This window comes from Streptomyces sp. AC555_RSS877 (genome assembly GCF_019049245.1).
In the GTDB taxonomy this organism is placed as follows: domain Bacteria; phylum Actinomycetota; class Actinomycetes; order Streptomycetales; family Streptomycetaceae; genus Streptomyces.
In genome coordinates, this window is record NZ_JAGMUK010000061.1 from 15,469 (window position 1) to 42,296 (window position 26,828).

15 protein-coding genes and 1 tRNA gene are annotated in these 26,828 nt (G+C 70.9%); 15 read left to right on the forward strand and 1 reads right to left on the reverse strand.

The window, feature by feature from the left end; translation table 11 throughout:
- Window positions 1-192: 192 nt before the first annotated feature.
- The 11 genes from KUM49_RS28305 (at window position 193) to KUM49_RS28355 (ending at window position 19,239) form a co-directional block, all read left to right on the forward strand.
- Window positions 193-2,598, forward strand: a complete 2,406-nt coding sequence (locus KUM49_RS28305) for a sodium-translocating pyrophosphatase (RefSeq protein ID WP_217239795.1) — start codon at window positions 193-195, stop codon at window positions 2,596-2,598.
- Between the two features lie 195 nt (window positions 2,599-2,793).
- Complete coding sequence (locus KUM49_RS28310; protein WP_217239796.1) at window positions 2,794-3,384, forward strand: small secreted protein; 591 nt, start codon at window positions 2,794-2,796, stop codon at window positions 3,382-3,384.
- A gap of 58 nt (window positions 3,385-3,442) precedes the next feature.
- On the forward strand, window positions 3,443-4,975 hold the full coding sequence (locus tag KUM49_RS28315) for a class I SAM-dependent methyltransferase (RefSeq protein ID WP_217239797.1): 1,533 nt from the start codon (window positions 3,443-3,445) through the stop codon (window positions 4,973-4,975).
- 179 nt (window positions 4,976-5,154) lie between these two features.
- Window positions 5,155-7,848, forward strand: a complete 2,694-nt coding sequence (locus KUM49_RS28320; protein ID WP_217239798.1) for a serine/threonine-protein kinase — start codon at window positions 5,155-5,157, stop codon at window positions 7,846-7,848.
- A 139-nt stretch (window positions 7,849-7,987) separates the two neighbouring features.
- A complete protein-coding gene (locus KUM49_RS28325; RefSeq protein ID WP_217239799.1) occupies window positions 7,988-8,185 on the forward strand; it encodes a hypothetical protein in 198 nt (65 codons plus the stop codon).
- 248 nt (window positions 8,186-8,433) lie between these two features.
- A complete protein-coding gene (gene topA, locus KUM49_RS28330; RefSeq protein WP_217239800.1) occupies window positions 8,434-11,256 on the forward strand; it encodes a type I DNA topoisomerase in 2,823 nt (940 codons plus the stop codon).
- A gap of 135 nt (window positions 11,257-11,391) precedes the next feature.
- Window positions 11,392-14,682 carry a dTMP kinase gene (gene tmk / locus KUM49_RS28335; RefSeq protein ID WP_217239801.1) on the forward strand — a complete coding sequence of 1,097 codons (3,291 nt, stop codon included), beginning with the start codon at window positions 11,392-11,394 and terminating at the stop codon, window positions 14,680-14,682.
- 220 nt (window positions 14,683-14,902) lie between these two features.
- On the forward strand, window positions 14,903-16,108 hold the full coding sequence (locus KUM49_RS28340; protein WP_217239802.1) for a DNA polymerase III subunit delta': 1,206 nt from the start codon (window positions 14,903-14,905) through the stop codon (window positions 16,106-16,108).
- A 168-nt stretch (window positions 16,109-16,276) separates the two neighbouring features.
- A complete protein-coding gene (locus tag KUM49_RS28345; RefSeq protein ID WP_217239803.1) occupies window positions 16,277-17,908 on the forward strand; it encodes an alpha/beta hydrolase in 1,632 nt (543 codons plus the stop codon).
- Window positions 17,909-18,016: 108 nt separating this feature from the next.
- Window positions 18,017-18,090 (forward strand) — tRNA-Thr (locus KUM49_RS28350).
- A gap of 27 nt (window positions 18,091-18,117) precedes the next feature.
- Complete coding sequence (locus KUM49_RS28355) at window positions 18,118-19,239, forward strand: hypothetical protein (protein ID WP_308406773.1); 1,122 nt, start codon at window positions 18,118-18,120, stop codon at window positions 19,237-19,239.
- 134 nt (window positions 19,240-19,373) lie between these two features.
- On the opposite strand, the gene KUM49_RS28360 is transcribed toward KUM49_RS28355, so the two are convergent.
- A complete protein-coding gene (locus tag KUM49_RS28360) occupies window positions 19,374-21,368 on the reverse strand; it encodes a GDSL-type esterase/lipase family protein (protein WP_217239804.1) in 1,995 nt (664 codons plus the stop codon).
- A 445-nt stretch (window positions 21,369-21,813) separates the two neighbouring features.
- On the opposite strand from KUM49_RS28360, the gene KUM49_RS28365 reads away from it, so the two are divergent.
- The 4 genes from KUM49_RS28365 to KUM49_RS28380 all read left to right on the forward strand — a co-directional run bounded on the left by KUM49_RS28365 (window position 21,814) and on the right by KUM49_RS28380 (window position 25,982).
- Window positions 21,814-23,028 carry an ice-binding family protein gene (locus KUM49_RS28365; RefSeq protein ID WP_254401912.1) on the forward strand — a complete coding sequence of 405 codons (1,215 nt, stop codon included), beginning with the start codon at window positions 21,814-21,816 and terminating at the stop codon, window positions 23,026-23,028.
- 43 nt (window positions 23,029-23,071) lie between these two features.
- The gene (locus KUM49_RS28370) at window positions 23,072-23,848 is read left to right on the forward strand and encodes a DUF5819 family protein (RefSeq protein WP_374200206.1); all 777 of its coding nucleotides are present in this window, start codon (window positions 23,072-23,074) and stop codon (window positions 23,846-23,848) included.
- Window positions 23,838-24,905, forward strand: a complete 1,068-nt coding sequence (locus tag KUM49_RS28375) for an HTTM domain-containing protein (protein ID WP_217239806.1) — start codon at window positions 23,838-23,840, stop codon at window positions 24,903-24,905. The genes KUM49_RS28370 and KUM49_RS28375 overlap by 11 nt, the downstream gene beginning before the upstream one ends.
- Before the next feature lie 183 nt (window positions 24,906-25,088).
- On the forward strand, window positions 25,089-25,982 hold the full coding sequence (locus KUM49_RS28380) for a glycosyltransferase family 2 protein (RefSeq protein ID WP_217239807.1): 894 nt from the start codon (window positions 25,089-25,091) through the stop codon (window positions 25,980-25,982).
- Window positions 25,983-26,828: the final 846 nt, after the last annotated feature.

A 26,828-nucleotide genomic window follows, 5' to 3' on the forward strand; every position in this document is an offset into this window, starting at 1 on the left:
GTTGTGTTTTCAAGAATATTTGAATTCGTGAAGTAATTCACGATCAATTTCCGATCATTGGTTCGGATGAAAATGCTTTCGGGCCGTTACCGGGCTTTGGCAGATTCCGTTTCCCGCGTACTGTTTTGATCAGGAACAGATCTCTAGAATCCGTCCACATCTTGAGCTCAGCCCAAGCGTCAAGGAGGACGAATGGCGGGGCTTTCTTCCCCAGACCAGATTGATCACTCCACAGCCCTCGCGGCAGCGGTACTGACCGACGGAAACCGAGTTCTGGTGTCGGTCATAGGCGTCGTGGCCCTGGCCGCCCTCGTGGTGGCAGGTGTCCTGGTGCGCCAGGTACTCGCGGCGGGCGAGGGCACCGACAGCATGAAGAAGATCGCGACAGCGATCCAGGAGGGCGCGAACGCCTATCTGGCCCGGCAGCTGCGCACGCTCGGCGTATTCGCCGTCGTCGTGTTCTTCCTGCTCATGCTGCTGCCCGCGGACGACTGGAATCAGCGCGCAGGCCGATCGGTGTTCTTCTTGATCGGTGCGGCGTTCTCGGCAGGCACCGGCTATATCGGCATGTGGCTCGCCGTACGGAGCAATGTGCGTGTCGCCGCCGCCGCGCGCGAGGCGACACCGGCGGAGGGTGAACCGGAAAAAGATCTCACCGCCGTATCGCACAAAGCCATGAAGATCGCTTTTCGTACGGGCGGCGTAGTCGGCATGTTCACGGTGGGGCTCGGTCTGCTGGGCGCCTCCTGCGTGGTGCTGGTGTACGCGGCCGACGCGCCGAAGGTTTTGGAGGGCTTCGGTCTCGGCGCGGCGCTCATCGCGATGTTCATGCGAGTCGGCGGCGGCATCTTCACCAAGGCCGCCGACGTCGGCGCCGACCTGGTCGGCAAGGTCGAGAAGGGCATCCCGGAGGACGATCCGCGCAATGCCGCGACGATCGCCGACAACGTGGGCGACAACGTCGGCGACTGCGCGGGCATGGCGGCCGACCTCTTCGAGTCGTACGCCGTGACCCTGGTGGCCGCGCTCATCCTCGGCAAGGCGGCCTTCGGCGACGCCGGACTCGCCTTCCCGCTGCTCGTCCCCGCGATCGGCGTGCTCACCGCGATGATCGGCATCTTCGCCGTGGCCCCGCGACGCTCCGACCGCAGCGGCATGTCCGCGATCAACCGCGGCTTCTTCATCTCCGCGGTGATCTCGCTCGTGCTGGTGGCGATCGCCGTCTTCGTCTATCTCCCGGGAAAGTACGCCGACCTCGACGGCGTCACCGACGCGGCGATCCAGGGCAAGGGCGGCGACCCGCGGGTCCTCGCCCTTGTCGCGGTGGCGATCGGCATCCTGCTCGCCGCCGTCATCCAGCAACTGACCGGCTACTTCACCGAGACCAACCGCCGGCCGGTCAAGGACATCGGCAAGAGCTCGCTGACCGGCCCGGCCACCGTCGTCCTCGCCGGTATCTCGGTCGGGCTCGAATCGGCCGTCTACACCGCCCTGTTGATCGGCCTCGGCGTGTATGGGGCGTTCCTGCTGGGCGGTACGTCCATCATGCTGGCGCTGTTCGCGGTGGCGCTGGCCGGTACCGGCCTGCTCACCACGGTCGGTGTGATCGTCGCGATGGACACCTTCGGACCCGTCTCCGACAACGCGCAGGGCATCGCGGAGATGTCCGGCGACGTCGAGGGCGCGGGCGCGCAGGTGCTCACCAACCTGGACGCGGTCGGCAACACCACCAAGGCCATCACCAAGGGCATCGCCATCGCCACCGCGGTCCTGGCGGCGTCGGCGCTCTTCGGGTCGTACCGTGACGCGATCATCACGGGCGCGGAGGACGTCGGCGAGAAGCTGTCCGGCGAGGGCGCGCCGATGACGCTGATGATGGACATCTCGCAGCCCAACAACCTCGTCGGTCTCATCGCGGGCGCGGCGGTCGTCTTCCTCTTCTCGGGGCTCGCGATCAACGCCGTGTCGCGATCGGCGGGTTCCGTGGTGTACGAGGTGCGGCGGCAGTTCCGCGAGCATCCCGGGATCATGGACTACAGCGAGAAACCGGAGTACGGCAAGGTCGTCGACATCTGCACCAGGGATGCCCTGCGCGAGCTCGCCACGCCCGGACTGCTCGCCGTGCTGGCGCCCGTTTTCATCGGGTTCACGCTCGGTGTCGGCGCTCTCGGCTCGTTCCTGGCGGGCGCGATCGGGACGGGCACGCTGATGGCGGTGTTCCTCGCCAACTCCGGAGGCGCCTGGGACAACGCCAAGAAACTCGTCGAGGACGGTCACCACGGCGGCAAGGGCAGTGAGGCCCATGCCGCGACGGTGATCGGCGACACGGTCGGCGACCCCTTCAAGGACACCGCCGGTCCGGCGATCAACCCTCTGCTGAAGGTGATGAACCTGGTGGCGCTGCTCATCGCGCCCGCGGTCATCCAGTTCAGTTACGGCGACGACGAGAACCTGGGCGTGCGGATCGTGATCGCGGTCCTGGCGTTCCTGGTGATCGCGGGCGCGGTCTACGTCTCCAAACGGCGCGGGATCGCCGTGGGTGACGAAGACAACGCCGAAAAGAAGCCCAAGTCGGCTGATCCGGCGGTCGTTTCGTAGCCGGTTCCACCGGGGCCCAGCTCACAGGGGCGGGCGGGAGGCGCGCGAAGGCGTGCCCGCCGCCCGCCCTGCTGCGTTCACACCGTCATCGTGAGCCTTCTCTCGCTTGGTATATAAGGCAGTAAAGCACTACAAAATGGTCACCTGTTATACATCTGGTTCCCTCATGGCGTGTAAGTTCCGGGGCCGAGAGCCATGGAAGGGACCAATCCGGTGAACAAGAAGCTCGCGGCCGCACTGTCCGGCGGTGCGGTACTGGTACTGGCGCTGTCGGGATGCAGCAGTGACGACAGCAGCGAAAAGCTGAACTCCTGGGCCAAGGAGGTCTGCGACGCCGTCAAGCCGCAGGCCAAGAAGATCGAGGCCGCCAATGCCGCGATCCAGAAGGAGACCTCGGACAACAGCACCCCGCAAGAGGTCCAGAAGACGGACGCGCAGGCCTTCCAGGACATGTCGGACGCCTACAAGGCGATCGGTGCCGCGGTGACCAAGGCCGGGGCGCCGGACGTGGACAAGGGCGAGAAGAAGCAGCAGGACGCCGTCAAGGAGCTCGACGGCATCTCCACGTCGTACGCCTCCCTGAAGAAGCAGGTCGACGAACTCGACACGAAGAACCAGGGGAAGTTCGCGGACGGCCTCAAGGACATCGCGACCGCCCTGGACAAGCTGAGCACGAGCGGGAACGACGCCCTGAAGACCCTCGAGGAGGGCGACGTCGGCAAGGCCATGGCCGAGCAGGAGAGCTGCAAGAGCGCGGCCGCCACGGCGCCGGCGGCGAAGAGCTGACGTTCGCGGCGGCCCACGGGTCGCGTTTCCGCGACGGTTCGCGGGTCACAATGGGGGCGTGAGTACCTCCAGCCTGCCCGCCCTGCCCGCTTCCGACCGCCCCGACGTCGCCGCCCGGCTCCGGGACGCCCTGCTCGCGGCCTCCTTCACGGCCGACGGGCTGCTCGAGCTGCTCAGTGCGCCCGCGTATGCGGCGCTCGCCCGGAGCGAGATCGTGCCCGCACTCCGGGCGACACGCGGAGACACGCCGTTGGAGACGCTCGTACGGCTGTTTCTGCTGCAGCAGCCCGTGCCGCACGCGCGCGTGGAGGGCGTTCTGCCCGTTGACGCCTGCCTGGACGGAGGGTGGCTGGTTCTCGCCGACGGGGGCGAGGTGGCCGCGACCGTGGACGTACGGCCGTACGGCGGGCCCGGTGGCGAGGACTGGTTCATCGTGTCCGACCTGGGATGCGCGGTCGGCGGGGCGGGCGGCATCGGCAGCCGGGGCCGGGAGGCGGACGCCGCCGTCGTCCTGGGCGTCGGGGGTGCCTCCACGACCCTGGCCGGCATCACCGTCCGCAGGCCGGTCTCCGCCGCCCTCGACCTCGGCACCGGCTCTGGGATCCAGGCGCTGCACGCAGCGCAGCACGCCACGCGCGTGACGGCCACCGACCTGAACCCGCGCGCACTGCACATCACCGCGCTGACGCTGGCGTTGTCCGGAGCGCCCGCCGCCGACCTGCGTGAGGGCTCGCTGTTCGAGCCGGTCCGGGACGACGAGGCGTACGACCTGATCGTGTCGAATCCGCCCTTCGTGATCTCGCCGGGTCCGCGGCTGACGTACCGCGACGGCGGGATGGGCGGGGACGATCTGTGCCGCACGCTCGTTCAGCAGGCGGGGGAGCGGCTGACCGAGGGCGGATTCGCGCAGTTCCTCGCCAACTGGCAGCACGTGGAAGGGGAGGACTGGCAGGACAGGCTCAGGTCGTGGGTGCCGGGCGGGTGCGACGCGTGGATCGTGCAGCGTGAGGTGCAGGACGTCACGCAGTACGCCGAGCTGTGGCTCAGGGACGCAGGTGACCATCGTGATGACGTGGCCGAGTACCAGGCGCGGTACGACGCGTGGCTGGACGAGTTCGAGGCGCGCAAGGTCAGGGCCGTGGGCTTCGGCTGGATCACGCTGCGCAGGACGGACGCCGCGGAACCCTCGGTGACCGTGGAGGAGTGGCCGCACCCGGTCGAACAACCGCTCGGTGACACGATCCGGGCGCACTTCGACCGCGTCGACTACCTGCGGGCGCACGACGACGCGGCCCTGCTCGAACACCATTTCAAGCTCGCCGCCGAGATCGTGCAGGAGCAGGTCGGGCTGCCCGGTGCCGAGGATCCGGAGCATGTGGTGCTGCGTCAGCACCGCGGGATGCGCCGGGCGACCAAGGTGGACACGGTCGGCGCGGGCTTCGCGGGCGTGTGCGACGGCTCGCTGAGCGCGGGCCGCATCCTGGACGCGATCGCCCAACTGGTCGGTGATGATCCGGTGTTGCTGCGGGACCGTACGCCCGCGCAGATCCGGCTGCTGGTGGAGCAGGGGTTCCTCGACCCGGCCGAGTGACGGCCCGGCGGCCTCCTTCGCGTCACGGGTGAGGCGTGCGCACGGCCCTGAGCCGCATGTGTCCGATCTGGCAGGATTGATCCGGAAAAGGGCTCCTGTCAGTGGGGCGTGCGAAGCTACCTTCTAGGGACGAACTTCGCGCGTTCTCGGGGGAGGCGCGCTGTCTCGGGGGAGGCGTGATGGCGGGGGAGACGCCGGATCAGGGCGAAGGCCGGGTCATCAACGGGCGGTACCGGCTGCTGCGGACGCTCGGCGCGGGCGGCATGGGCCGGGTGTGGCTCGCGCACGACGAGGAGTTGGCCTGCGAAGTCGCGATGAAGGAGATCGCGCTTCCGGACGTGCCGACGGACGCGGCCGAGCCCTTGCACCGCATCGCGCGGGCCCGCAGCGAGGCCCGGCACGCGGCACGACTGCGCGGCCATCCGCACGTGGCCACGGTGCACGACGTGGTGGTGCATGAAGGGCTGCCGTGGATCGTCATGGAGTACGTGCCGGACGCGATCGACCTCCAGGCGGTCGTCCGACGTGCGGGACCGCTCGCGCCGGCACAGGCGGCCCGCGTCGGACTCGCCGTCCTCGACGCGCTCACCGCGGGGCATCGCATCGGCATCCTGCACCGGGATGTGAAACCGGCCAACATCCTTCTGGCCCCGGACTCTTCGGGCGATCCGTACGCGCGCGTGCTGCTCACCGACTACGGCATCGCCCTCCAGCCCGAGTCCCTGGAACCCCGGCTCACCGCCACGGCCGGCATCCTCGGGACGCCCGGCTATCTGGCCCCCGAGCGGGCCCGCGGTGAGCCGCCCACCCCGGCCGCCGACATGTTCTCCCTGGGCGCCACGCTGTACGCCGCCGTGGAGGGCCGCGGCCCCTTCGACCGCCACGGCGACTACGCGACCCTCACCGCCCTGCTCGGCGAGGACCCGGCCCCGCCGTTGCGGGCGGGCGAACTGACCCCGGTGCTGATGGGGTTGCTCGTCAAGGATCCGGTGCGCAGGTTCTCGCCGGAGGCGGTCGCACGGGGACTGGAGCGGGTGGTGCGAGGGGGCGCGGGACCGGTGACGCCGCCCGGTTGGGGTGCGGCGCCGGTCGCGGGGCAGGTGGCGTTCGCCTCGCCGCAGGGCGGCTTCGGGCCGCCTCCCGAGGGGTTCGGCGCGGAACCCGCGGGGGCGGGGCGGTCGCCCGAGGGCCCGGGGGCCGCCCCGGGCAGCAGTCATGACGCGACGCCGCGGGGTCATGGCGGGGCGTCGGGAGGCGAAGGTGCTTCGCCGGGCGGCGTGGCGACTGACGGCCCGCCACCCGGGTATGTCGCCGGCCCGCCACCCGGGTATGTCGCCGGCCCGCCACCCGGGTATGTCGCCGGCCCGCCGCCGGGGTACGTCGCGGGCCGGCCCGGCGGCTGGGAGGGCGTTCGGCCGACCCCGGGTGCGCCGCCGTCCCCGGACACCCCCCACACCCCGGCGGGCGACCATCGCGCCCAGGGCCCGGCCACCCCGGGATCCGGCGGCCAGGGCGGTGAAGGCGGAGGTCAGCGCTCCGGTGGTCCCGCGACAGTCGGCGGGACACCCGGTCCGTCGCCGTACGACCCGTGGCGACAGCCCGCCGCCCAGGCGCCGGATGCCGGCAACCCCTATGCGCGGGCGCCCGGTTCGCCGTACCAGAGCGGGAGCGGTCCGTCCTCCCATGCGAGCGGTGGCGGCCGGTCGCCGTACGCCGGTGAGCAGCCGTCGTACGGCAGCGGTGGCGTGCAGCCGTCGTACGGCAGCGGTGGCGTGCAGCCGTCGTACGGCAGCGGTGGCGTGCAGCCGTCGTACGGCAGCGGCAGTTCTCAGGCACCGCACGGAGGCGGCGCTCGATCGCCGTACCCCGGTGGTGCCCCCTCGCAGCCCGGGTACGGCGGCTACGGCGGCCCGGGTGTGCCGACCGCTCCCGGTGGGCCGCCTCCGCCGCCGTCCCCCGGGAAGAAACGACTGGCTCTTCTCGCCCTCGTCGTGGCCGCCGTCCTCGTCATCGCCGGTGGCGCCTGGGGAATCGTCCTGCTGACTGGGGACGACGGGGACAAGAAGGGGGCCGCGACGAAGGGGTCGGCCTCGCCGAGCGCGAGTGTGCGCGAGAGCGGGTCGCAGGGATCGGCCTCGCCGACGGGGCCCGTGCTGCCGTACGGCGATGTGGTCGGCCTCGGGGAGCCTCTGGAGCCGGGAGACTGTGTGCAGGCGGTGTGGTCGGGGACGCCGTTCACGTCGGAGCCGAACCTGGGGCTGGTGGACTGCGCCGAGGACTGGCCGGACGGGCAGGTCGTGGCGATCGACACCGCAGCCGACCACGCCGACGCCCGCGCGCAGGGCGCGAAACGCTGCGAGAACCAGACCCGGATGCTCGTCGCCGCGCTCCCTGACGCGGCCGGCTACGCCGTCGTACCGACGGCGGAGGGCTTCACCGCGGCGGGTGGCGGTACGGCATGTCTCGTACTAGGCCGCCATGCCGCGATAGGCGGTGAGGTCGGCCGTTTCCGCGACGCGGGCACGGACCTGTGGGTCGGTCAGATGAGCGTCGGCGACTGCTGGGCCTACGAGGAACAGGAGGACAGCTACAACGCCCCGCTCACCGACTGCGCCAAGCCGCACACCGACCAGGTCATAGGCACCGTCAAGGCTCCGGCCGGAATGACCTACAAGAAGGGCACCGACAACGCGTCCAAGCTGTGCGGCAACAAGTTCGAGTCGGCCTGGGCACCGGGACCGGAGCGGACCGTGTACGGCTGGGTCGCCGACCAGGACGACTGGGACGAGGGCTTCAACAAGATCGTGTGCACGGTGAGCAGCGCGGACAACAAGAAGACGACCGGAAAGATACCCGCGCCCGGCGCGGTCTGAGGCAGGCCGGGAGACGTGGACCGGCAAGTCCACAGCCGCGTCGGTTCGCCGTTCACCCGGGGTTCGCCTGTACGCCGTCCCCGCGTGCCAGTCTCCACGGGCTGAGCACGGGGGACGGGAGAAAAGGGGCAGGGGAGCCATGGAAAACGGACCGGCGATCTTCGCGGGAGTGGTGTTCGCCCTGTTCGGAAGCGGGCTGCTGGTGTGGACCGCGGCCCGGGTGCGGCACCAGGAACCGGTCGCCCACGGTGTGAGCCCTGTCGCATCGGCGACCGTCGCGAGCCTCGTCGCACTGATCGCGCTGGCCCTCGGAACCTGGTGCCTCACGCGGGTGTGACTACCGCGCGAGAGCTGCGGTTCAGGTAACTGGGAGATCGCCCTCCGGATGAGCTCGAAAAGGCCGGTGGGGACTCCGGGCGGCAGGAATGGCGGTAGTCGGGTTACCGTTCGAGTGGCCGTTGCGAGCTTTTCCCGTTTGACACGGGGGCGGGATGTACCGTCACACTCCGCAGCGTCAGCATGACCCGACCCCGGGAATCAAGGCCGGGGGAGAGACCCCAGCGCCGACCGGAGAGAAGAGCGAAGTTGTCCCCGACCAGCGAGACCGCACAGGGCGGCCGCCGACTCGTCATCGTCGAGTCGCCTGCCAAGGCGAAGACGATCAAGGGCTATCTCGGCCCCGGATACGTCGTCGAGGCGAGCGTCGGGCACATCCGCGACCTCCCCAACGGCGCCGCGGAGGTGCCGGAGCAGTACACCGGTGAGGTCCGCCGGCTCGGCGTGGACGTCGAGAACGACTTCCAGCCCATCTATGTGGTCAACGCCGACAAGAGGGCCCAGGTCAGGAAGCTCAAGGACCTGCTGAAGGACTCCGACGAGCTCTTCCTCGCCACCGATGAGGACCGCGAGGGCGAGGCGATCGCCTGGCACCTCCAGGAGGTGCTGAAGCCCAAGGTCCCGGTCAAGCGGATGGTCTTCCACGAGATCACCAAGGCCGCGATCCAGGCTGCCGTCGCCAACCCGCGCGAGCTGAACCAGAAGCTGGTCGACGCCCAGGAGACCCGCCGCATCCTCGACCGTCTCTACGGCTACGAGGTCTCGCCGGTCCTGTGGAAGAAGGTCATGCCGCGCCTGTCGGCCGGCCGTGTCCAGTCCGTCGCCACCCGGCTCGTGGTGGAGCGGGAACGTGAGCGCATCGCTTTCCGTTCCGCCGAGTACTGGGACCTGACGGGCACCTTCGGTACCGGCCGCGCCGGGGACGCGTCGGACCCCTCGTCGCTGGTCGCCCGCCTCCAGAGCGTCGACGGCAGGCGGGTCGCCCAGGGCCGCGACTTCGACTCCCTGGGACAGATCAAGAGCGCGAACACCCTCCACCTCGACGAGGCGAACGCCCGCGCGCTGGCCGTCGCCGTGGAGAACACCCAGTTCGCGGTGCGGTCGGTCGAGTCGAAGCCGTACCGCCGCTCGCCGTACGCCCCGTTCCGTACGACCACGCTCCAGCAGGAGGCCTCGCGCAAGCTCGGCTTCGGTGCGAAGGCGACCATGCAGGTGGCTCAGAAGCTGTACGAGAACGGCTTCATCACCTACATGCGTACGGACTCCACGACCCTCTCGGAAACGGCGGTCACCGCCGCCCGCGCCCAGGTCACGCAGCTGTATGGCGCCGACTACCTGCCGGCGCAGCCCCGGACGTACGCCGGGAAGGTCAAGAACGCGCAGGAGGCGCACGAGGCGATCCGCCCCTCCGGCGATCGTTTCCGCACGCCTGCCGAGACCGGCCTGACCGGCGACCAGTTCAAGCTCTACGAGCTGATCTGGAAGCGGACCGTCGCCTCCCAGATGAAGGACGCGACCGGCAACTCCGTCACGGTGAAGATCGGTGGCACCGCCGCCGACGGCCGCGACGTCGAGTTCAGCGCGTCCGGCAAGACGATCACCTTCCACGGCTTCCTGAAGGCGTACGTCGAGGGTGCCGACGACCCGAACGCCGAGCTGGACGACCGCGAGCGCCGGCTGCCCCAGGTCAGCGAGGGCGACGCGCTCCGGGCCGAGGAGATCACGGTCGACGGGCACGCCACCAAGCCCCCGGCCCGCTACACCGAGGCCAGCCTGGTCAAGGAGCTCGAAGAGCGCGAGATCGGCCGCCCGTCGACGTACGCGTCGATCATCGGCACGATCCTCGACCGCGGCTATGTCTTCAAGAAGGGCACGGCCCTGGTGCCGTCCTTCCTGTCCTTCGCCGTGGTCAACCTCCTGGAGAAGCACTTCGGCCGGCTCGTCGACTACGACTTCACCGCCCGGATGGAAGACGACCTCGACCGCATCGCCCGCGGTGAGGCACAGGCCGTGCCGTGGCTCAGGCGCTTCTACTTCGGCGAGGGCAGCGGCGGGGGCGGTGCCGCGGACGCCGGCAACGGCGACGGGGACCACCTCGGCGGCCTCAAGGAGCTGGTGACCGACCTGGGCGCGATCGACGCGCGCGAGGTGTCGTCGTTCCCGGTGGGCAACGACATCGTGCTGCGTGTCGGGCGCTACGGCCCGTACGTCGAGCGCGGCGAGAAGGACTCCGAGAACCACCAGCGGGCGGACGTGCCCGAGGATCTGGCTCCGGACGAGCTGTCCGTCGAGCTCGCGGAGGAACTGCTGGCCAAGCCGAGCGGCGACTTCGAGCTCGGTGCCGACCCGGCGACGGGCCACCAGATCATCGCCAGGGACGGCCGCTACGGCCCGTACGTCACCGAGGTGCTTCCCGAAGGCACTCCGAAGACCGGCAAGAACGCCGTCAAGCCGCGAACGGCCTCGCTGTTCAAGTCGATGTCCCTCGACACGGTGACGCTTCAGGACGCCCTCAAGCTGATGTCGCTGCCGCGCGTCGTCGGCAAGGACGCCGAAGGCGTGGAGATCACCGCGCAGAACGGCCGCTACGGGCCGTACCTGAAGAAGGGCACGGACTCGCGCTCGCTGCAGACCGAGGACCAGCTCTTCACGATCACCCTCGAAGAGGCGCTGGAGATCTACTCCCAGCCCAAGCAGCGTGGCCGGGCCGCCGCCAAGCCGCCGCTGAAGGAACTGGGCGCTGACCCGGTCAGCGGGCAGCCGGTCGTCGTCAAGGACGGTCGCTTCGGGCCGTACGTCACCGACGGGGAGACCAACGCGACGCTGCGCTCCGGCGACAGCGTCGAGGAGATCACCCCGGAGCGCGGCTTCGAGCTGCTCGCCGAGAAGCGGGCCAAGGCGCCCGCCAAGAAGACGGCGAAGAAGGCGCCCGCCAAGAAGGCTCCGGCCAAGAAGGCGACGGCGGCGAAGAAGACCGCCGCCAAGAAGACGACCACGGCTGCGAAGAAGACAACGGCCAAGAAGACCACCGCGAAGAAGGCGACGGCTTCGAAGACGGCGTCCGAGGACTGAGCCGGGCCCGCTCTCCACGCCGTTTCCCCACGGCGGCTTCGCAAAACGAACGCCCCGGCATCACTTTGGTGTCGGGGTGGTCGCACGTTCGGACGCGCGCCCCGGCCTGTCGGTGGGCCCCGATAGGCTGAAAGCATGACCCCAGCCGAGCAGCCAACGGCCCCTCACCCGGCCCCCGACGACGCCCTGGTCGCGGACTCCCGCGAGCGCGCCGTCCGCGCCCTGCTGCGTCGACCGCAGCTGAAACGGCTGTGGAGCGCACACCTCGTGGGCGGTGTCGGCGACACCCTCGCGCTGTTGGTGCTGGTCGTCCTCGCGCTCCAGGCGGCGATCGCCGAGGGCGCCTTCGGCGGCGGCTACCGGGGCGTGGCGTTCGCAGTGGCGACCGTTTTCGGGGTGCGCATTCTCGCGACCCTGCTCTTCGGAGCGGTTCTCCTCGGCCCGCTGACCTCGCTCACCTCTCACGACGGCCCGCTCGACCGCCGCTGGACCATGGTCGGCGCGGACGGGCTGCGGGCCGCGGTGCTCATCGTGGCGCCCCTGTGGATCGACTGGACGCCCGACAACGCGCTGGCCGTCCTCCTGGTCACCGCCTTCGTGACCGGTGTCGCCGAGCGCTTCTGGACGGTGTGCCGCGAGAGCGCAGCGCCCGCGCTGCTGCCCGCCCCGCCCCCGGAGGGCGCGACGGTACGACCGCTGCCGGACCACATGGACGCCCTGCGCCGCCTCTCGCTGCGGACGACCTTCGTGGCGATCCCGCTCGCGGCCGTCGTCCTCGTCGTCGCGAGCCTGCTCAACAACCTGCTCGGCTCGGGCATCGCCTGGTTCGCCCAGCACCAGGCGGCCCTCGCCTCGTACGTCGCGGCCGGACTGTTCGCCGCGTCCCTGTCCGTGCTGACCTTCCTGGAGCTGCCGGACACCCGCACCCCGCGCGCGCGTTCGCCGCTGGAAGGGCTGCGCCGGCCCAAGACGGGCACCGGCGTCGACAAGGGCCGCACCGGAGCGATCCCCCTGCTGGTTCTCGCCTGCGCGGCGATCGCCGGGGCGGTGGCCGGGGCGGTCGCCGTGTCCGTGCTGCACGCCAAGGACCTGGGCGGCGGCCCGGTGATGTACGGGCTGCTGGTGGGCGCGCTGACCGGCGGCGTGGTCGTCGGCATTCGTACGGCGCCTTCCCTGCTGCCGACGCTGTCGCGGCGCCGCCTGCTGGCGCTGGCGCTCGCCTTCACCGGTGTCGCCCTGCTGGCCGCCGGGCTCGTCCCGGACGTCACCAGCGTGGTGCTGATCCTCGTGCTGGCCGGCGCAGGCGCGGGTGTGGCCGCCAACACCGGGCACACGCTCCTCGACCAGGAGGCCGAGGAGTACCGGCGGGTGCGCATGACCGAGCACCTGCACGCGGTCGTACGGGTTTCCGTGGCCCTGGGCGCGCTGGTGGCGCCCCTGGTGGCGGCGGCGATCGGCCCGCACCGCCTGGAGAACGGCAAGTTCGTGTTCGCACACGGCGGCGCGGCCTTCACCCTGATGCTGATCGGAGCGCTGCTGCTGCCGGTGGCCGCGCTCGTGCTGGCCAAGGTCGACGACCGCTCCGGTGTACCGCTGCGGCACGACCTGCGGGACGCGCTGCTCGGCGGCGACGACCCCGTTACGGCATCCGCCGGCACCGGCTTCTTCATCGCGCTGGAGGGCGGCGACGGGGCCGGGAAGTCCACCCAGGCCGAGGCGCTCGCCGAGTGGATCAGGGCCAAGGGCCACGAGGTCGTGGTGACGCGCGAGCCGGGGGCCACTCCCGTGGGCAAGCGGCTGCGGTCGATCCTCCTGGACGTGTCCAGCGCCGGACTGTCGCACCGGGCGGAGGCGCTGCTGTACGCGGCGGACCGCGCGGAGCACGTCGACACGGTGGTGCGGCCCGCGCTGGAGCGCGGCGCGGTGGTCGTCTCCGACCGGTACATCGACTCCTCGGTGGCCTACCAGGGGGCCGGTCGTGACCTGTCCCCGACCGAGATCGCCCGTATCAACCGCTGGGCGACGGACGGGCTCGTACCTCATCTGACGGTGCTGCTGGACGTCCCGCCGGAGATCGCACGCGAGCGGTTCACCGAGGCGCCGGACCGACTGGAGTCGGAGCCGGCCGAGTTTCACGCGCGCGTGCGGTCCGGTTTCCTGACGCTGGCCGCGGCCGACCCGGGGCGCTACCTGGTCGTCGACGCGGGCCAGGAGCCCGAGGCCGTCACGACCGTCGTACGGCACCGGCTCGACCAGATGATGCCGCTGTCCGAGGCCGAGATCCAGGCCCAGGAAGAGGCCCGCCGGAAGGCGGAGGAGGAGGCCCGGCGCAAGGCGGAGGAAGAGGCCGCCCGCAAGGCCGAGGAGGAGCGCCTGGAGCGCGAGCGCCAGGAGCAGCTCGAACGACTCCGGGCCGAGGAGGAAGAGCGCAAGCGGCGCGAGCTGGAGGAGGCGCAGCGGCGCGAGGCCGAACGGCAGGCGGAGGAGGCCCGGGTGCGGGCCGAGGAAGCGCACCGACGTGCCGAGGAGGAGCGGGCGCGCCTGCTCGCCGAGGAGAAGGTGCGGGCCGAGGCAGAGGCCCGTCGGAAGGCCGAAGAGGACCGGCGTCGCAGGCAGGCCGAGGAGGAGGCGCGACTGCGTGCCGAGGCCGAGGCGCGGCGCCTGGAGAAGCAGCGGAAGGCCGAGGAGGCGTTGCTGCGGGCCGAGGAGGCCCGTCGGCTGGCCGAGCAGGCGGCTGCCGCGGCGGAGGCGGCGCCCAAGCCGACGGGGACCCGGCCGGCGGCCCCCGGACCCGCGTCGGACGCGGCGACCGTCGCGACGCCCATGGTGACGCCGACGAACGCGTCGGGCGGGCCGGTGGACGAGACGGCCGTACTGCCGGCGGTGCCGCCGAGGGCCGCGGACGACGAGACCACGGTGCTGCGTCCCGTACGGGACGAGCAGGCCGAGGGGCGGACTTCCGGGGAGGCCTCCAGCGGGTCCGATGCCGAGGTGACCGCCGAGCTGCCGCAGCCGCCGGTTCCGCCGGTTCCGCCGGGGGCGGCGGACGAGACGGCGGTGCTGCCGCCGGTGCCGCCGGCCGGCGCGGCGGACGAGACGGCCGTACTGCCTCCCGTGCGGGACGAGAATCCTGGGGATCGGATTCCGCCGGGGTACTTCCGGGAGGACCAGGCCGGGAGCGGGACCGGACGGGGGCCTGGGCCTTCGGCAAGGTCCGGGGCGCAGCCGGACGGGACCGAGGACCGGACGCGTGAGATGCCACAGGTCGACGAGTCCGGGGCGCCGCGGCGACGGGCGCGGTCGGACTGGGCCGAGGAGACGCCCCTGGACGATCTGCCGACCTTGGCGGACGAGCTGCTGGGGCCGCGCGGGGACGAGGAGTCCGACGAGGGTCGGGGGCGGCGCGGGCGCGGTCGACGCGGCTGAGGCCGGTTGGGCGAGACCGGTTGGTTGGTTGCCAGGTCGTCGCCCGGCTGTCCGGCTGTCCGGCTGCCCGGTCGTCTGGCTGTTCCGGCGGCCGGCCGGGGGCGTGCAGGCGTGGCTGTGGGTGCATGGGTGCTTCGTCGGCTGTCGGCCGCCCGTTGTCAGTGCCGCCCCTCACAATGGGACCCGTAACGAGAAACGTGACGAAGGGGCGGGGTGAGGGATGAGCGTCTGGGACGACCTGGTCGGCCAGGAGAGGGTGAGCGAGCAGCTTGGTGCCGCTGCCCGGGATGCCGACGCCCTGGTCACCGCTGCCGCCGCCGACGTGCCGCCGCCCGAGGCGTCGAAGATGACGCACGCCTGGCTCTTCACGGGGCCGCCCGGCGCGGGGCGGAACCAGGCGGCGAGGGCCTTCGCCGCCGCCCTGCAGTGCGTCAGCCCGGACCGGGCTCTCGGTGGAATTCCCGGCTGCGGCTTCTGCGACGGCTGCCATACGGCTCTGATCGGCACCCACGCCGACGTCTCCACCATCGCCGCCGTCGGGGCGCAGATCCTCGTCGACGACATGCGGGACACCGTCCGCAAGTCGTTCACCTCGCCGGCGAACGGCCGTTGGCAGGTCATCCTCGTGGAAGACGCCGAGCGGCTGAACGAGAAGTCGGCCAACGCCGTCCTGAAGGCGGTGGAGGAGCCGGCACCGCGCACGGTCTGGTTGCTCTGCGCCCCCTCCATCGAGGACGTCCTGCCCACCATCCGCTCCCGCTGCCGTCACCTGAACCTGTCGACGCCGTCGGTCGACGCCGTCGCCGACATGCTCGTACGCAGGGAAGGCGTCGAACCGGCCGCCGCCATGGCCGCCGCGCGTGCCACGCAGGGGCACGTCGATCATGCCCGCCGCCTCGCCACCGACCCGGCCGCCCGCGCGCGCCGGGCCGCGGTGCTGAAGCTTCCGCTGCGGGTCGAGGACGTCGGTGGCTGCCTCAAGGCCGCCCAGGAACTCGTCGACGCGGCCTCGGACGACGCCAAGCAGCTCGCCGAGGAGATGGACGGCAAGGAGACCGAGGAGCTCAGGAACGCCATGGGAGGCGGCCAGGGAGGGCGGATGCCGCGTGGCACCGCGGGCGTGATGAAGGACCTGGAGGACCGGCAGAAGCGACGCCGGACGCGTACGCAGCGCGACAGCCTCGATCTCGCCCTGACCGACCTCACCGGCTTCTACCGCGATGTCCTCGCCCTTCAGCTCGGCTCCCGCGTGGCGATCTCCAACGCCGACGCGGAGGACGCCCTGGAGCGGCTCGCGCGTGCCGGCTCCCCGGAGTCCACGCTCCGCCGCATCGAGGCGATCGCCGCGTGCCGCGACGCCCTCGACCGCAACGTGGCTCCGCTGCTCGCGGTGGAGGCGATGACGATGGCGCTGAGAGCGGGCTGAGACGACGGGGCGGCCGGGCATCCCGGTGCCTGGTGCCTCTGCCTCCCCGACAAGCTTCCACCGCCCACGCCTGACAGGCTTCACCGCAGGAAGTTGACCATGTCACTCGTACGAGCCATGGCATGCACGGAGGGCGTTCGGATGGCTGCGCAGAGTTACGCTCGGCTGATGTACATCAGGCGCAGCTTCCGCCCCCTCACCCCGGCAGGCCCGACCGATCCGCCCGTTCGGCACTCCCCGGCGCGCAGAGTCCGTACTGGCGGCGTGCTCCTCGCCGCCGCCGCGCTGTTCGTCTCCGCCTGCTCCTCCGGCGGCGCGACGGGGTCCGGCAGCGCGGCGGCACATGCGGCGCTCGCCGCGCTGCCGCAGGCCACGCCGCCGGCCCTCGCGCCGTACTACGGACAGAAGGTGAGCTGGCGGGCCTGCGCAGTCCCCGGCTTCGAGTGCGCCACGCTGAAGGCGCCGCTCGACTACGCGAAGCCGGACGACGGTGATGTCCGGCTCGCCGTCGCCCGCAAGAAGGCCACGGGGCCGGGCAAGCGACTCGGGTCGCTGCTGGTCAACCCGGGCGGGCCGGGCGGCTCGGCGATCGGCTACCTGCAGGCGTACGCCGGGATCGGCTACCCGGCAGAGGTCCGCGCCCGATACGACATGGTGGCGGTCGACCCGCGCGGCGTCGCCCGCAGCGAACCCGTCGAATGCCTCAGCGGGCGCGACATGGACGCGTACACGCAGACGGACGCGACGCCCGACGACGACCGGGAGACCACCGAACTCGTCGACGCGTACAAGGAGTTCGCGGAGGGCTGCGGCGCCCGCTCCCCCCGTCTGCTGCGCCACGTGTCCACGGTCGAGGCGGCCCGGGACATGGACATCTTGCGGGCGGCGCTGGGCGACCCGAAGCTGAACTACGTGGGGGCGTCGTACGGGACGTTCCTCGGGGCGACGTATGCGGGCCTCTTCCCGGAGCGGGCCGGCCGCCTCGTCCTGGACGGCGCGATGGACCCCTCGCTGCCCGCGCGGCGGATGAACCTCGACCAGACGGCGGGCTTCGAGACGGCGTTCCAGTCCTTCGCGAAGGACTGCGTGCAGCAGCCGGACTGCCCGCTGGGCGGCAAGGGCACGACGCCCGCCCAGGTCAGCCGGAACCTGAAGGCCTTCTTCGAGAAGCTGGACGCCCGCCCGGTCCCCACCGGCGACGAGGACGGCCGTGAGCTCGTCGAATCCCTCGCCACCACCGGCGTGATCGCGGCCATGTACGACGAGGGTGCCTGGGCGCAGTTGCGGGAGGCCCTGACCTCGGCGATGAGGGAGAACGACGGCGCGGCCCTGCTGGCCCTGTCCGACGGCTACTACGAGCGGGACGCCGACGGCCGCTACGAGAACCTGATGTTCGCCAACGCGGCCGTGAACTGCCTCGACCTTCCGCCCGCCTTCGACACCCCGGACGAGGTGCGCAACGACCTCCCCGCCTTCGAGAAGGCCTCCCCTGTCTTCGGCGAGGGCCTCGCGTGGGCGTCCCTGAACTGCGCGTACTGGCCGGTCGGTGCCACGGGTGAGCCGCACCGCATCGAGGCGAAGGGCGCGGCCCCGATCGTCGTGGTCGGCACCACCCGCGACCCGGCCACGCCCTACCGCTGGGCCCGAGCCCTGTCCGCCCAGCTCTCCTCCGCCCGCCTCCTCACCTACGAGGGCGACGGCCACACCGCCTACGGCCGCGGCAGCACCTGCATCGACTCCACGATCAACGCGTACCTGCTCCGCGGAACCCCTCCGACGGACGGGAAACGCTGCTCGTAACCCTTGCGCCCGGCCCCGAGGACCCTGGCTCCGGGGCCGGTTCGGAGCACCCTCGGAAACTGTGTAGACTTTCCCACGTTGCTGATCGCACCATGGTGCGGACGGCGTGCCGCCTTAGCTCAGATGGCCAGAGCAACGCACTCGTAATGCGTAGGTCTCGGGTTCGAATCCCGAAGGCGGCTCTGTGGAAGCCTCAGGACTCACTCGCCGTGACCTGGGGCTTTTGCTTTTGGATCGAGAGCCCGCGGCCCACCCACGGCGGCCCGGTCGCCCTCGCGCGCGGGTTCCTGACCGGTGGCGTGAGCGGGGTGTCCATGGCCGCATTGGTGGCCGGCATCGTCATGGAGAACGTGCCGCTGCTCCTCGCGGGCCTGGGTCTGCCCGTGGTCTACGGAGTGCTCTTCTTCGTGGCCGGTGTGCCGCGGCGGGCCCGTGAGGCGGCCGTCGTGCCCCGCACGGCTCTCGCGATGATCGAGAGCCTGCACGCCACCGACGCCGAACTGTCGGCCGACATACCGATCCGGTTCGACCTCACGGTCGCACCGGACGGCGCGCCGGTGTACCGCGTCGACATCACCCAGGGCATCAACCTGGTCGACGTCCCCGCATACCGGCCGCGCGGCATCCTGGTGGTCGAGTACCCGCCGGACCGGCCGTGGCAGGTACGGATCGTCGAGCGGCCGGCACCGCAATGGGAACGCCGGGCGGCAGAGGCCCGCCTCGACTCCGCGCCCGAGTCGGCCTCGGTCCAATCGCCGCCGGAGGGCCGCGCGTTCGGCGCCGTCGTCCTCGTCGGACTCGTGCTCGGCGCGGCCGCCGTGACCCTGCTGTTCCGCGCGGAGCTGTTCAGCTCGGGGTCCGCCGCGCAGCCGCCCGACACCGCGAAGCCCTCCGTCTCGTCGACCTCGTCGACGTCGCCCACCACGGTCACGGCGTCTGCCGGGCTGGCCACGGTCGCCCTCGGCCCGGGCCAGTCGCTGCTCGACAAAGGTGAACTGCGCCGGTCCGTCGACGCCCTGACCCAGGGCAAGGACACGCGCCCGGTGCTCTCCGTCGTCGTCCAGGAAAGCCTGCTGTCGGTGGTCTTCGCCCCCACCGGCACCCCGGTCCCCCGGTTCGACCTGGCCGCGGTGCCGTACGAGCGCATCCCCGCCCTGGTCGAGGAGGCCAGGACCACTCTTGGTGTCCGCTCCCCGCAGTCCTGGCAGGTCACCGTCGACCACCTCACCGGCGCCCTTGTCGTCCGGGTCGCCGTGACCGGGCCCGACGGCATGGCCTCGCTCGACGCGGACGACAAGGGGAAGGTGATCTGGCGCAGCCCGGCACGCTGACCGAAGGGACGTTCCGGCGGCCGCGGAGTCATCCGGCCCACGAAGGCGTCAAGGCGTTGAGCAGAGGGACCGCCGCCGTCTACCAGGCCGCTTCACAGTCGCCTCAAAGCCCGTCGGGCCGCCGCAAAGCCCCGTCAGGCGCCGATCCTGGCGGCGATGACGGGTGCGAGACGGTCGGCGATGACCCGGTGGCCCTGGTCGTTGGGGTGCACCGAGTCCGTGAGGTGATCCGAGCCCAGCCAGCCCGTGGTGTCGACGAAGGAGACCCGGGAGTCGCCGCCCTGGACCGCCGCGCCGACGGCGGCCTCGGTCTGCGGGACGTACCGTCCGCGGAAGGTCTCCAACGCGAAGATCCAGGCCTGCGGGTAGGCGGCGCGGACCTTGCGCAGCAAGCTGCTGTAGGCGGCCTGGAACTGTGTCGAGCTCACTGAGTGCCCGACGTCATTGGTGCCGAGGTTGATGACGACCGCGTCGGCCCGGTAGCGGGAGAAGTTCCAGTCGGGTGTCGACGCGTTCGGGTTGAGCTTGGTGAACCGCTGCTCCAGGCCCACGCACCCGTCCGCCGCGGCGACGAGGCAGGCGCCGCCCTGGGCGATCTGGGTGTGCTCGGTGCCCAGCCGTTCCCCGATCAGCCAGCCGTAGGCGGTACGGGCGTTCTGCGAGGTCGTCGTGCCCACGGTGATCGAGTCGCCGACGAACTCGACCAGCTTGCCCGGGGCGGGCGGCGCGAAGGTCGTCGCGCCGCTGTCGAGGGCGAGCCCTTGGAAGACGGCGTCACCGCGGTAGGACCCGGCGACCACCTGGTAGTTGACCTGGAGCGTGTGCCGGCCGGCCGGCAGGGCCGCCGGGGTCAGGTTCACCGTGCCCTTGACGTCGTCGTAGAACTTCACGGGCCCGTCGTCGATCCGCGCCCAGAGATCGATCGTGTTGCGCTGCTTGAGCTTGACGGTCGTGCCGGTGAAGCCGACGCGGTAGTACGCGCCCGCCCAGTACGGCGTGTAGGCGGTGGTGGAGCTGGTGGTGTCCCAGCGTCCGACGAACTTGATGTTCGGGTCGCCGGGCTGGCCGGGAGCCGCCGCCCGGGTGGACAGGGTCGTGGCGGCGCTGATGACGGGGGCCAGACGGCCCGCGAACTTGGTGTGGCCCGCCTCGTTGGGGTGCCCGTTGCCGTCCTCGTAGTCGGTGCCGTCGGTGAGCCAGCCCGTCGTGTCCACGTAGCGCACCTTGGTGTCACCGGCGGCGGTGCGGGCGCTGACGGCTGCCTTGGTCTCGGTGACGTAGCGCTTCTTGAGGGTCTGCACCGCGAAGAGGGTCGCGTTCGGGTACTTGGCGCGGATGTCCCGCAGGAACGTTGTGTACGCCGACTGGAACGCGGCGCCGGTCACGCCGTGCCCGATGTCGTTGGTGCCGAGGTTGATGACGACCGCGCTCGCCTGGTAGCGGGAGAAGTCCCAGTTCGTTCCGCCCGTGCTGGCCAGCCTGAAGAACTGGCTGCTCAGACCGGTGCACCCGGACTGGGCGACGAGGCAGTAGCCGGAGCGTGCGACCTGCGTGTGCCGCATCCCCAGTTGCTCGCCGGTCTTCCAGGCGTACGAGTCGAGCGCCAGCCGGTCGGTGAGGGCGCCGGCGGTGATGGAGTCGCCGACGAACTCGATCAGCCCGGCCGACGCGGCCGGGGCGACCGTGCGGGCGCCGGGGTCCAGGACCAGACCTTGGAAGGCGGTGTCTCCGGAGCGGTACGAGATCCGCAGGGTGTGGGTCCCGGAGGGGAGGGGCTGGGGGGTCAGGTTCACCGTGCCGCGCACGCCCGCGTGGAAGACGTCGGGCTTGCCGTCGATGCTCGCGTAGAAGTTGACCGCGTCTCTGGCCTTCACCTTCACGGTGGTGCCGGTGAAGGACGTCTGCACGTAGGCGCCGGTCCAGTTGGCCACGGCCGTCGTGCCTGAGCTGGTGTCCCAGCGTCCGACGTAGGCGATGTGGGGGTCGGACACCGATCCGTCGCCGGGCGCGGCGTGGGCTCGGGTGACGCCGGTCAGGGACAGCAGGCAGGCGGCGAGCACGGCTGTGAGGGCGGCCGCCAGTCCTCGTCCGGCCGTGCGAAGTGCGACCGGGTGGGGGGAGGTCTGCATGGGGATCCCTTCTGGGTTCCTCTCGCATCGATGTGGGAGCGCTCCCATTGAGGCACTTTGCCAAGTACACGTCAAGATGTCGCGCAGGTTCCGTTTCGTGAAGGGCCGAGGGTCGCGACTGCCGCCATTCGGTCCATTAGGCATTCCTATGCCTTTCTCGATTCGTTCGTCGATTTCAGTGATATTACTCGAATGAACCGTAAATTGATTTCACGCTTGCGTAATGTGTCGACGGCAGAAACAGGCGATTCCGTGCGACCGAGAACCGCCCAATAGGCACCATCCCCTCACAGGAGTTGGCCCCTCGATGACGCTGAACATTCCTGATGCGCCGATTCGGCGCACCATGTCGGTGTGGATCACGGCGGTAGCGGCTGTGGTGATCGCTGCCGTTGTCCTCGTTCTGACGCCGACACGCGCAAATGCCATTGCCACCCCCGTGCCCATGGGCACGACGCTGGCCACTTACGGAGTACTGGGTGGTGCGACGGTCACCAACACCGGCCCCACGGTGGTCGAAGGTCTCAACGTCGGTGTGAGCCCCGGTACAGCCATCACCGGGTTCCCGCCCGGCATCGTGACCCCGCCCGGGACTCTGCACGCTGCCGATGCCCACGCGGGCCAGGCCAAGATCGAGCTGACCACGGCGTACAACCAGGCCGCCGGACAGTCTCTGGACCCCGTGGTGTACGGCGACGCTCCCCACGAGTTCGGCGGCCAGGTGCTGACGCCGGGTCTCTACAGGGCGACCAGCAGCGCACAGATCACCGGCACACTCACCCTGGACGCCCAGGGCAACCCCAATGCCGTCTGGGTGTTCCAGATCGGTTCGACTCTGACGACGGCAGCCGACTTCAGCACGGTGAGTCTCGTCAACGGCGCCTCGCCGTGCAATGTGTTCTGGCAGGTGGGCAGTTCGGCCACGCTCGGTACCGACACCTCGTTCGTGGGCACCATCCTGGCCAACACCTCGATCAGCGCCACCACGGGGGCGATCATCAACGGCCGCCTGCTGGCCGACGCGGGCGGTACCGGTAACGGCGCCGTGACGCTGGACACGAACAGGATCTTCCTCGGACCGTGTGCGGCCGGGGGCACTGGTGGCACCACCGGTGGCGTGATCACGGGTGGTGTGATCGCCGGTGCCACCACGGAGGGCACCACGGGTGGCACCACGGGTGGTGTGATCGCCGGTGCCACCACGGAGGGCACCACGGGTGGCACCACGGGTGGTGTCATCGCCGGTGCCACGGAGGGCACCACAGGTGGTGTCATCGGCGGCGTGCCGACGGGTGGCGTCCTGGGTGGTGCGATCGCAGGTGCCACCACGGGGGGAACCACGGAGGGTGTCATCGGCGGCCAGATCGCGGGCGCCACCTCGGGCGGTGCGACCGGTGGCAAGGACCACGGCGGAAAGCCCGACGACCACGATCACGACGGAAAGCCCGGCGGCCATGGCCATGGCGGGAAGCCCGGCGGCCACGATCATGGTGGGAAGCCCGGCGGCCACGATCATGGTGGGAAGCCCGGCGGCCACGATCATGGTGGGAAGCCCGACGGCCACGACCAGGGTGGGAAGCCCGACGCTCACGACGGGAAGCCGGGCAAGCCCGAGGGCTACAGCAGTGATGAGGAAGAGCACTACAGGAAGTCTGCCTAGCTCCATTTGAGTGAGCAGAACGCGGCGCGCGGCGGATCGATTGATGTCGATTCCGTCGCGCGCCGTTGGTGAAACCTCGGGAGAAGCGATGAGAGAAACCAGGGTCAGCGCTGAGCCGACAGAACAAAGAGGCCGGGGAGAGGAAACCCCTGCGTATCAAGGGCTGCCTGAAAAACCTTCTCCCCTTCTCCTGAAGGCGGGCATTCTCCTGAAGGCCGGAACGAGTGCCGCCGTGATCCTGTGCCTGGCGATGACCCTTGTCCATGTTCTCCTCGTGTTTCTGCACGTGGCGCCGCCCAATCCCCTTTCGCAGCAATACAGTCGGCAGGTCAATGCGTGGGTCTTCCCCCTCTTCGAGCAGAACTGGCGGCTCTTCGCGCCGGATCCCGAGTCGGTCAACCGGCAGGTGTCGGCGAGGACCTTGCACACCACCCCGGACGGCAGGGTGCGGGTGAGCGGCTGGTTCGATCTGAGCGCCGTCGACAACTCGGCGGTGGAACACCATGCCTTCCCGAGCCACACGGCACAGAACACGCTGCGGCGGGCGTGGAGTTCGTACCTCGAAACCCACGGTGCCGACGACCGGCCTCGCTCGGAGCGGGCGTTGATGATCCAGAAGTACCTGACCAACATCGCGACAGATCGCATCGCCGCCCACCGGGGAGGGACCTTCGAGTCCGTCCAGCTGCGGGTGATCACGGTGCCCATCGCCGCGCCTGCCGGGCCGGCCGCGCCCGGCGGGGCAGGCCCGGCCGCCGCGCCCAAGCCTGCCGAAACGCGGTATCTGCCCTGGTGGAAGGTGACCTCCCATGGAAACTGAGCAGACGCGCGCATCACACCGGATCGGTGAGCTTCTCACCGTCCTGACGGAGCGGCCGGTCTCCCTCTACGCCGCGGCGGTCCTGCGCATCGGATACGGGCTTCTCTACCTCCTCTTCCTGTTGCGCGAGTTCCCGCACCGCGACGAGATCTGGGGCCCCGGGTCACCGTGGACGCCCGAACTGGCCCGGCAGTTGTTCGACCAGACGGGGTGGGCCAGCATCCTGACCCTGTCCGAGAGCCGGGTGTACTTCGAGGCCTGTTACGTGCTGGCCCTCGTCACGTCCGCGCTGTTCATGCTGGGCTGGCGGACCAGAGCGGTGTCCGTGCTCTTCGCCGTCGTGGTGGCCTCGTTCCACGCCAGGGCGATCTTCATGACCGACGGAGGAGACAACCTCATCCTCCTCATGGCCCTGTACCTCGTCTTCACCGCGTGCGGCAGGCACTGGTCGCTGGACGCGCGCAGAACCCGCCTCCGAGCCTCCGCGGGCACCCCGTCATGCACGCCGCCGGTTCAGGGGGCGAACGAACTCGACCGGTCCCGCCGGACGTTGACGGCGGTACTCCACAACTGCGCCATGTTCGTCATCGCGGCCCAGGTCTGCTTCCTCTACGGGGCCGCGGGTCTCTACAAGGTGCAGGGCGGCTCCTGGGGCAACGGGACCGCGCTCCACTACGTCCTGAACCTCGACCTGTTCCGGCCCTGGCCCGAGCTCTCCCTCATGGTGGACGAGCACGACGTACTGATCAGCATCGCCTGCTACCTGACCGTGCTGTTGCAGGTCGCCTTCCCGTTCGTCCTGTTCGGCCGGCTCAAGTACCCGGTCCTGACCACGCTGTTGGGTATGCACGTGGGAATCGCCGTCCTCATGGGCCTGCCCCTCTTCTCCGGCGCGATGATCATCGCGGACGCCGTGTTCCTGCCGGACCGCTTCTACCGGTCGCTGGGACGGCTGTGGCGGCACACGATCGGGCGGGCGGACGTCGGGAAGGTGAACGGTCCGACCCGCGGAGGACCGGCACTCGTGCCATCGCAGGTCGCGCCCGCACCGCGTTGACGTGGCGCGTCACCGGACGTTGACGCGCCACAGAGCCGCCCGGAAGGTCGACTCCGGCGCCTCAGCGCCGGAGTCGTCGTCGTGAATGGACCCGGTGCCGCGCGCGTACTTAAAAGGTCCCTACAGTGAACGGCTAGCATCGCGACCGCGATCGCGATGGGCGTGGCGGGATGGGGTGAGGGCGTGCGGGAACCGAGGATCGGTGTCGCCGTGGTGACCATGGGCAACCGGCCCGCCGAAGTGGACGCGCTGCTGGAGTCCGTGGCCAAGCAGGATCTCGCACCGGCACGCATCGTGATCGTCGGCAACGGCTGTCGGCTGCCCGAGTTCGCCGCACGGCTGTCCCTGCCCGGCGAGGTCACCACCATCGACGTCGAGGAGAACCTCGGCTGCCCCGGCGGACGGAACGTGGCGCTGGCGCGGCTGCGGGAGTTCGCGGACGTCGACGTCGTCGTGGAACTCGACGACGACGGACTCCTCGTCGACGCCGACGTGCTGCGCCGCTTGGCGGAACTGTTCGCCGCCGACCCGCGCCTCGGCATCGTCGGCTTCCGCATCGCCGACGAGAACGGGGAGACCCAACAGCGGCACGTCCCCCGCGTCGGCTCCGCCGATCCGATGCGCGGCGGATACGTCACCGGGTTCCTCGGCGGCGGACACGCCTTCCGCATGGAGATGCTCGCGGAGATCGGCGACTGGCCCGCCGAGTTCTTCTTCGCCCACGAGGAGACGGACCTGGCCTGGCGGGCCGCCGACGGCGGCTGGCGGATCCTGTACGCCCCCGAGTTGCTGCTCCAGCACCCGAAGACCTCGCCCGCCCGGCACGCCATCTACTACCGGGTGAACGCCCGCAACCGCGTGTGGCTGGTCCGCCGCCGGCTGCCACTCGCGCTGATCCCCGTCCACCTGGGCGTGTGGACGCTGCTCACGCTGCTGCGGGTGCGGTCCGTGGCCGGACTGCGCGCCTGGTTCGGCGGCTTCGTGGAAGGCGTACGGGAACCCGCCGGCGAACGACGGCCCATGCGCTGGCGCACGGTCTGGAAGCTCAGCCGACTGGGACGGCCGCCGGTCATCTGACACCGACGGGACGGCGTTGCGGTCCGAGGTGCGACACCCGACGCCGACCCTGGCCCGTTACCGCCCCGGCCCGTCACCGCCCAGGCCCCGCGGTCGCCGAGCGCCGCGACCGCTTGGGCGCGCGAACGTCGAGCGCCGCGACCGCCTGGCCCGTCTCCGCCTGAGCCCGCGACTGTTGAGCGCCGAGCTCGCTGAGGCCCCGCCACGATCTAGGCGCGTCTCCGCCCTGGGCCCGTCACCGCCGAGGCCCGGCGCCGCCTGGGCCCGCGATCGCTGAGCGCCGCGACCATCGGGGCCGGTTTTCGGCGGGGCCCGTCTTCGCCGGAGCCCGTCGCCGTCGAGGCCTGTCGCCCTCTGGCCCGCCTCGACCGAGACCCGCAAAACGCGAGGGCCCGTCACCGCCGGGGCCTGTCACCGCCGGGGCCTGTCACCGCCCGGGCCCGCCTCCACCGAGACCAGCGACCGCCAAGGGCCGTCTCCGCCTGAGCTCGCCGCTGTCGAGCGCCGCGCTCGCCGAGCGCCGCGACCGCTGAGGCATCGCCACCGTCCAGGCCCGTCTCCGCCCTGAGCCCGCGATCGCCGAGCGCGACCGCTGAAACCCCGCCACTGTCCAGGCCCGTCACCGCCGGGGTCCCGCGTTCACCGAGACCGGCGACCGCCGGGGCCCGTCACCACCAAGGCCCGCCCCCCACCGAGACCCACGGTCGCCGGGGCCCGTCATCACCAATAGCAAGGCCCGTGGCCAGCGAAACCCGCGACCGCCGGAGCCCCTACCGCCAGGCCCCGCCCCTACCGCCGGAGCCCCTACCGCCAGGCCCCGCCCCTACCGCCAGGCCCCGCCCCTAC

Bases quoted from the DNA above. Each gene is read 5' to 3' on its own strand.
- KUM49_RS28370 (WP_374200206.1), top strand. From the start codon at position 23,072: ATGTCGATTCCGTCGCGCGCCGTTGGTGAAACCTCGGGAGAAGCGATG.
- KUM49_RS28375 (WP_217239806.1), top strand. From the start codon at position 23,838: ATGGAAACTGAGCAGACGCGCGCATCACACCGGATCGGTGAGCTTCTC.
- KUM49_RS28320 (WP_217239798.1), top strand. From the start codon at position 5,155: ATGGCGGGGGAGACGCCGGATCAGGGCGAAGGCCGGGTCATCAACGGG.
- KUM49_RS28345 (WP_217239803.1), top strand. From the start codon at position 16,277: ATGTACATCAGGCGCAGCTTCCGCCCCCTCACCCCGGCAGGCCCGACC.
- tmk (WP_217239801.1), top strand. From the start codon at position 11,392: ATGACCCCAGCCGAGCAGCCAACGGCCCCTCACCCGGCCCCCGACGAC.
- KUM49_RS28365 (WP_254401912.1), top strand. From the start codon at position 21,814: ATGGGCACGACGCTGGCCACTTACGGAGTACTGGGTGGTGCGACGGTC.
- KUM49_RS28325 (WP_217239799.1), top strand. From the start codon at position 7,988: ATGGAAAACGGACCGGCGATCTTCGCGGGAGTGGTGTTCGCCCTGTTC.
- KUM49_RS28360 (WP_217239804.1), bottom strand. From the start codon at position 21,368: ATGCAGACCTCCCCCCACCCGGTCGCACTTCGCACGGCCGGACGAGGA.
- KUM49_RS28305 (WP_217239795.1), top strand. From the start codon at position 193: ATGGCGGGGCTTTCTTCCCCAGACCAGATTGATCACTCCACAGCCCTC.
- KUM49_RS28310 (WP_217239796.1), top strand. From the start codon at position 2,794: ATGGAAGGGACCAATCCGGTGAACAAGAAGCTCGCGGCCGCACTGTCC.
- KUM49_RS28340 (WP_217239802.1), top strand. From the start codon at position 14,903: ATGAGCGTCTGGGACGACCTGGTCGGCCAGGAGAGGGTGAGCGAGCAG.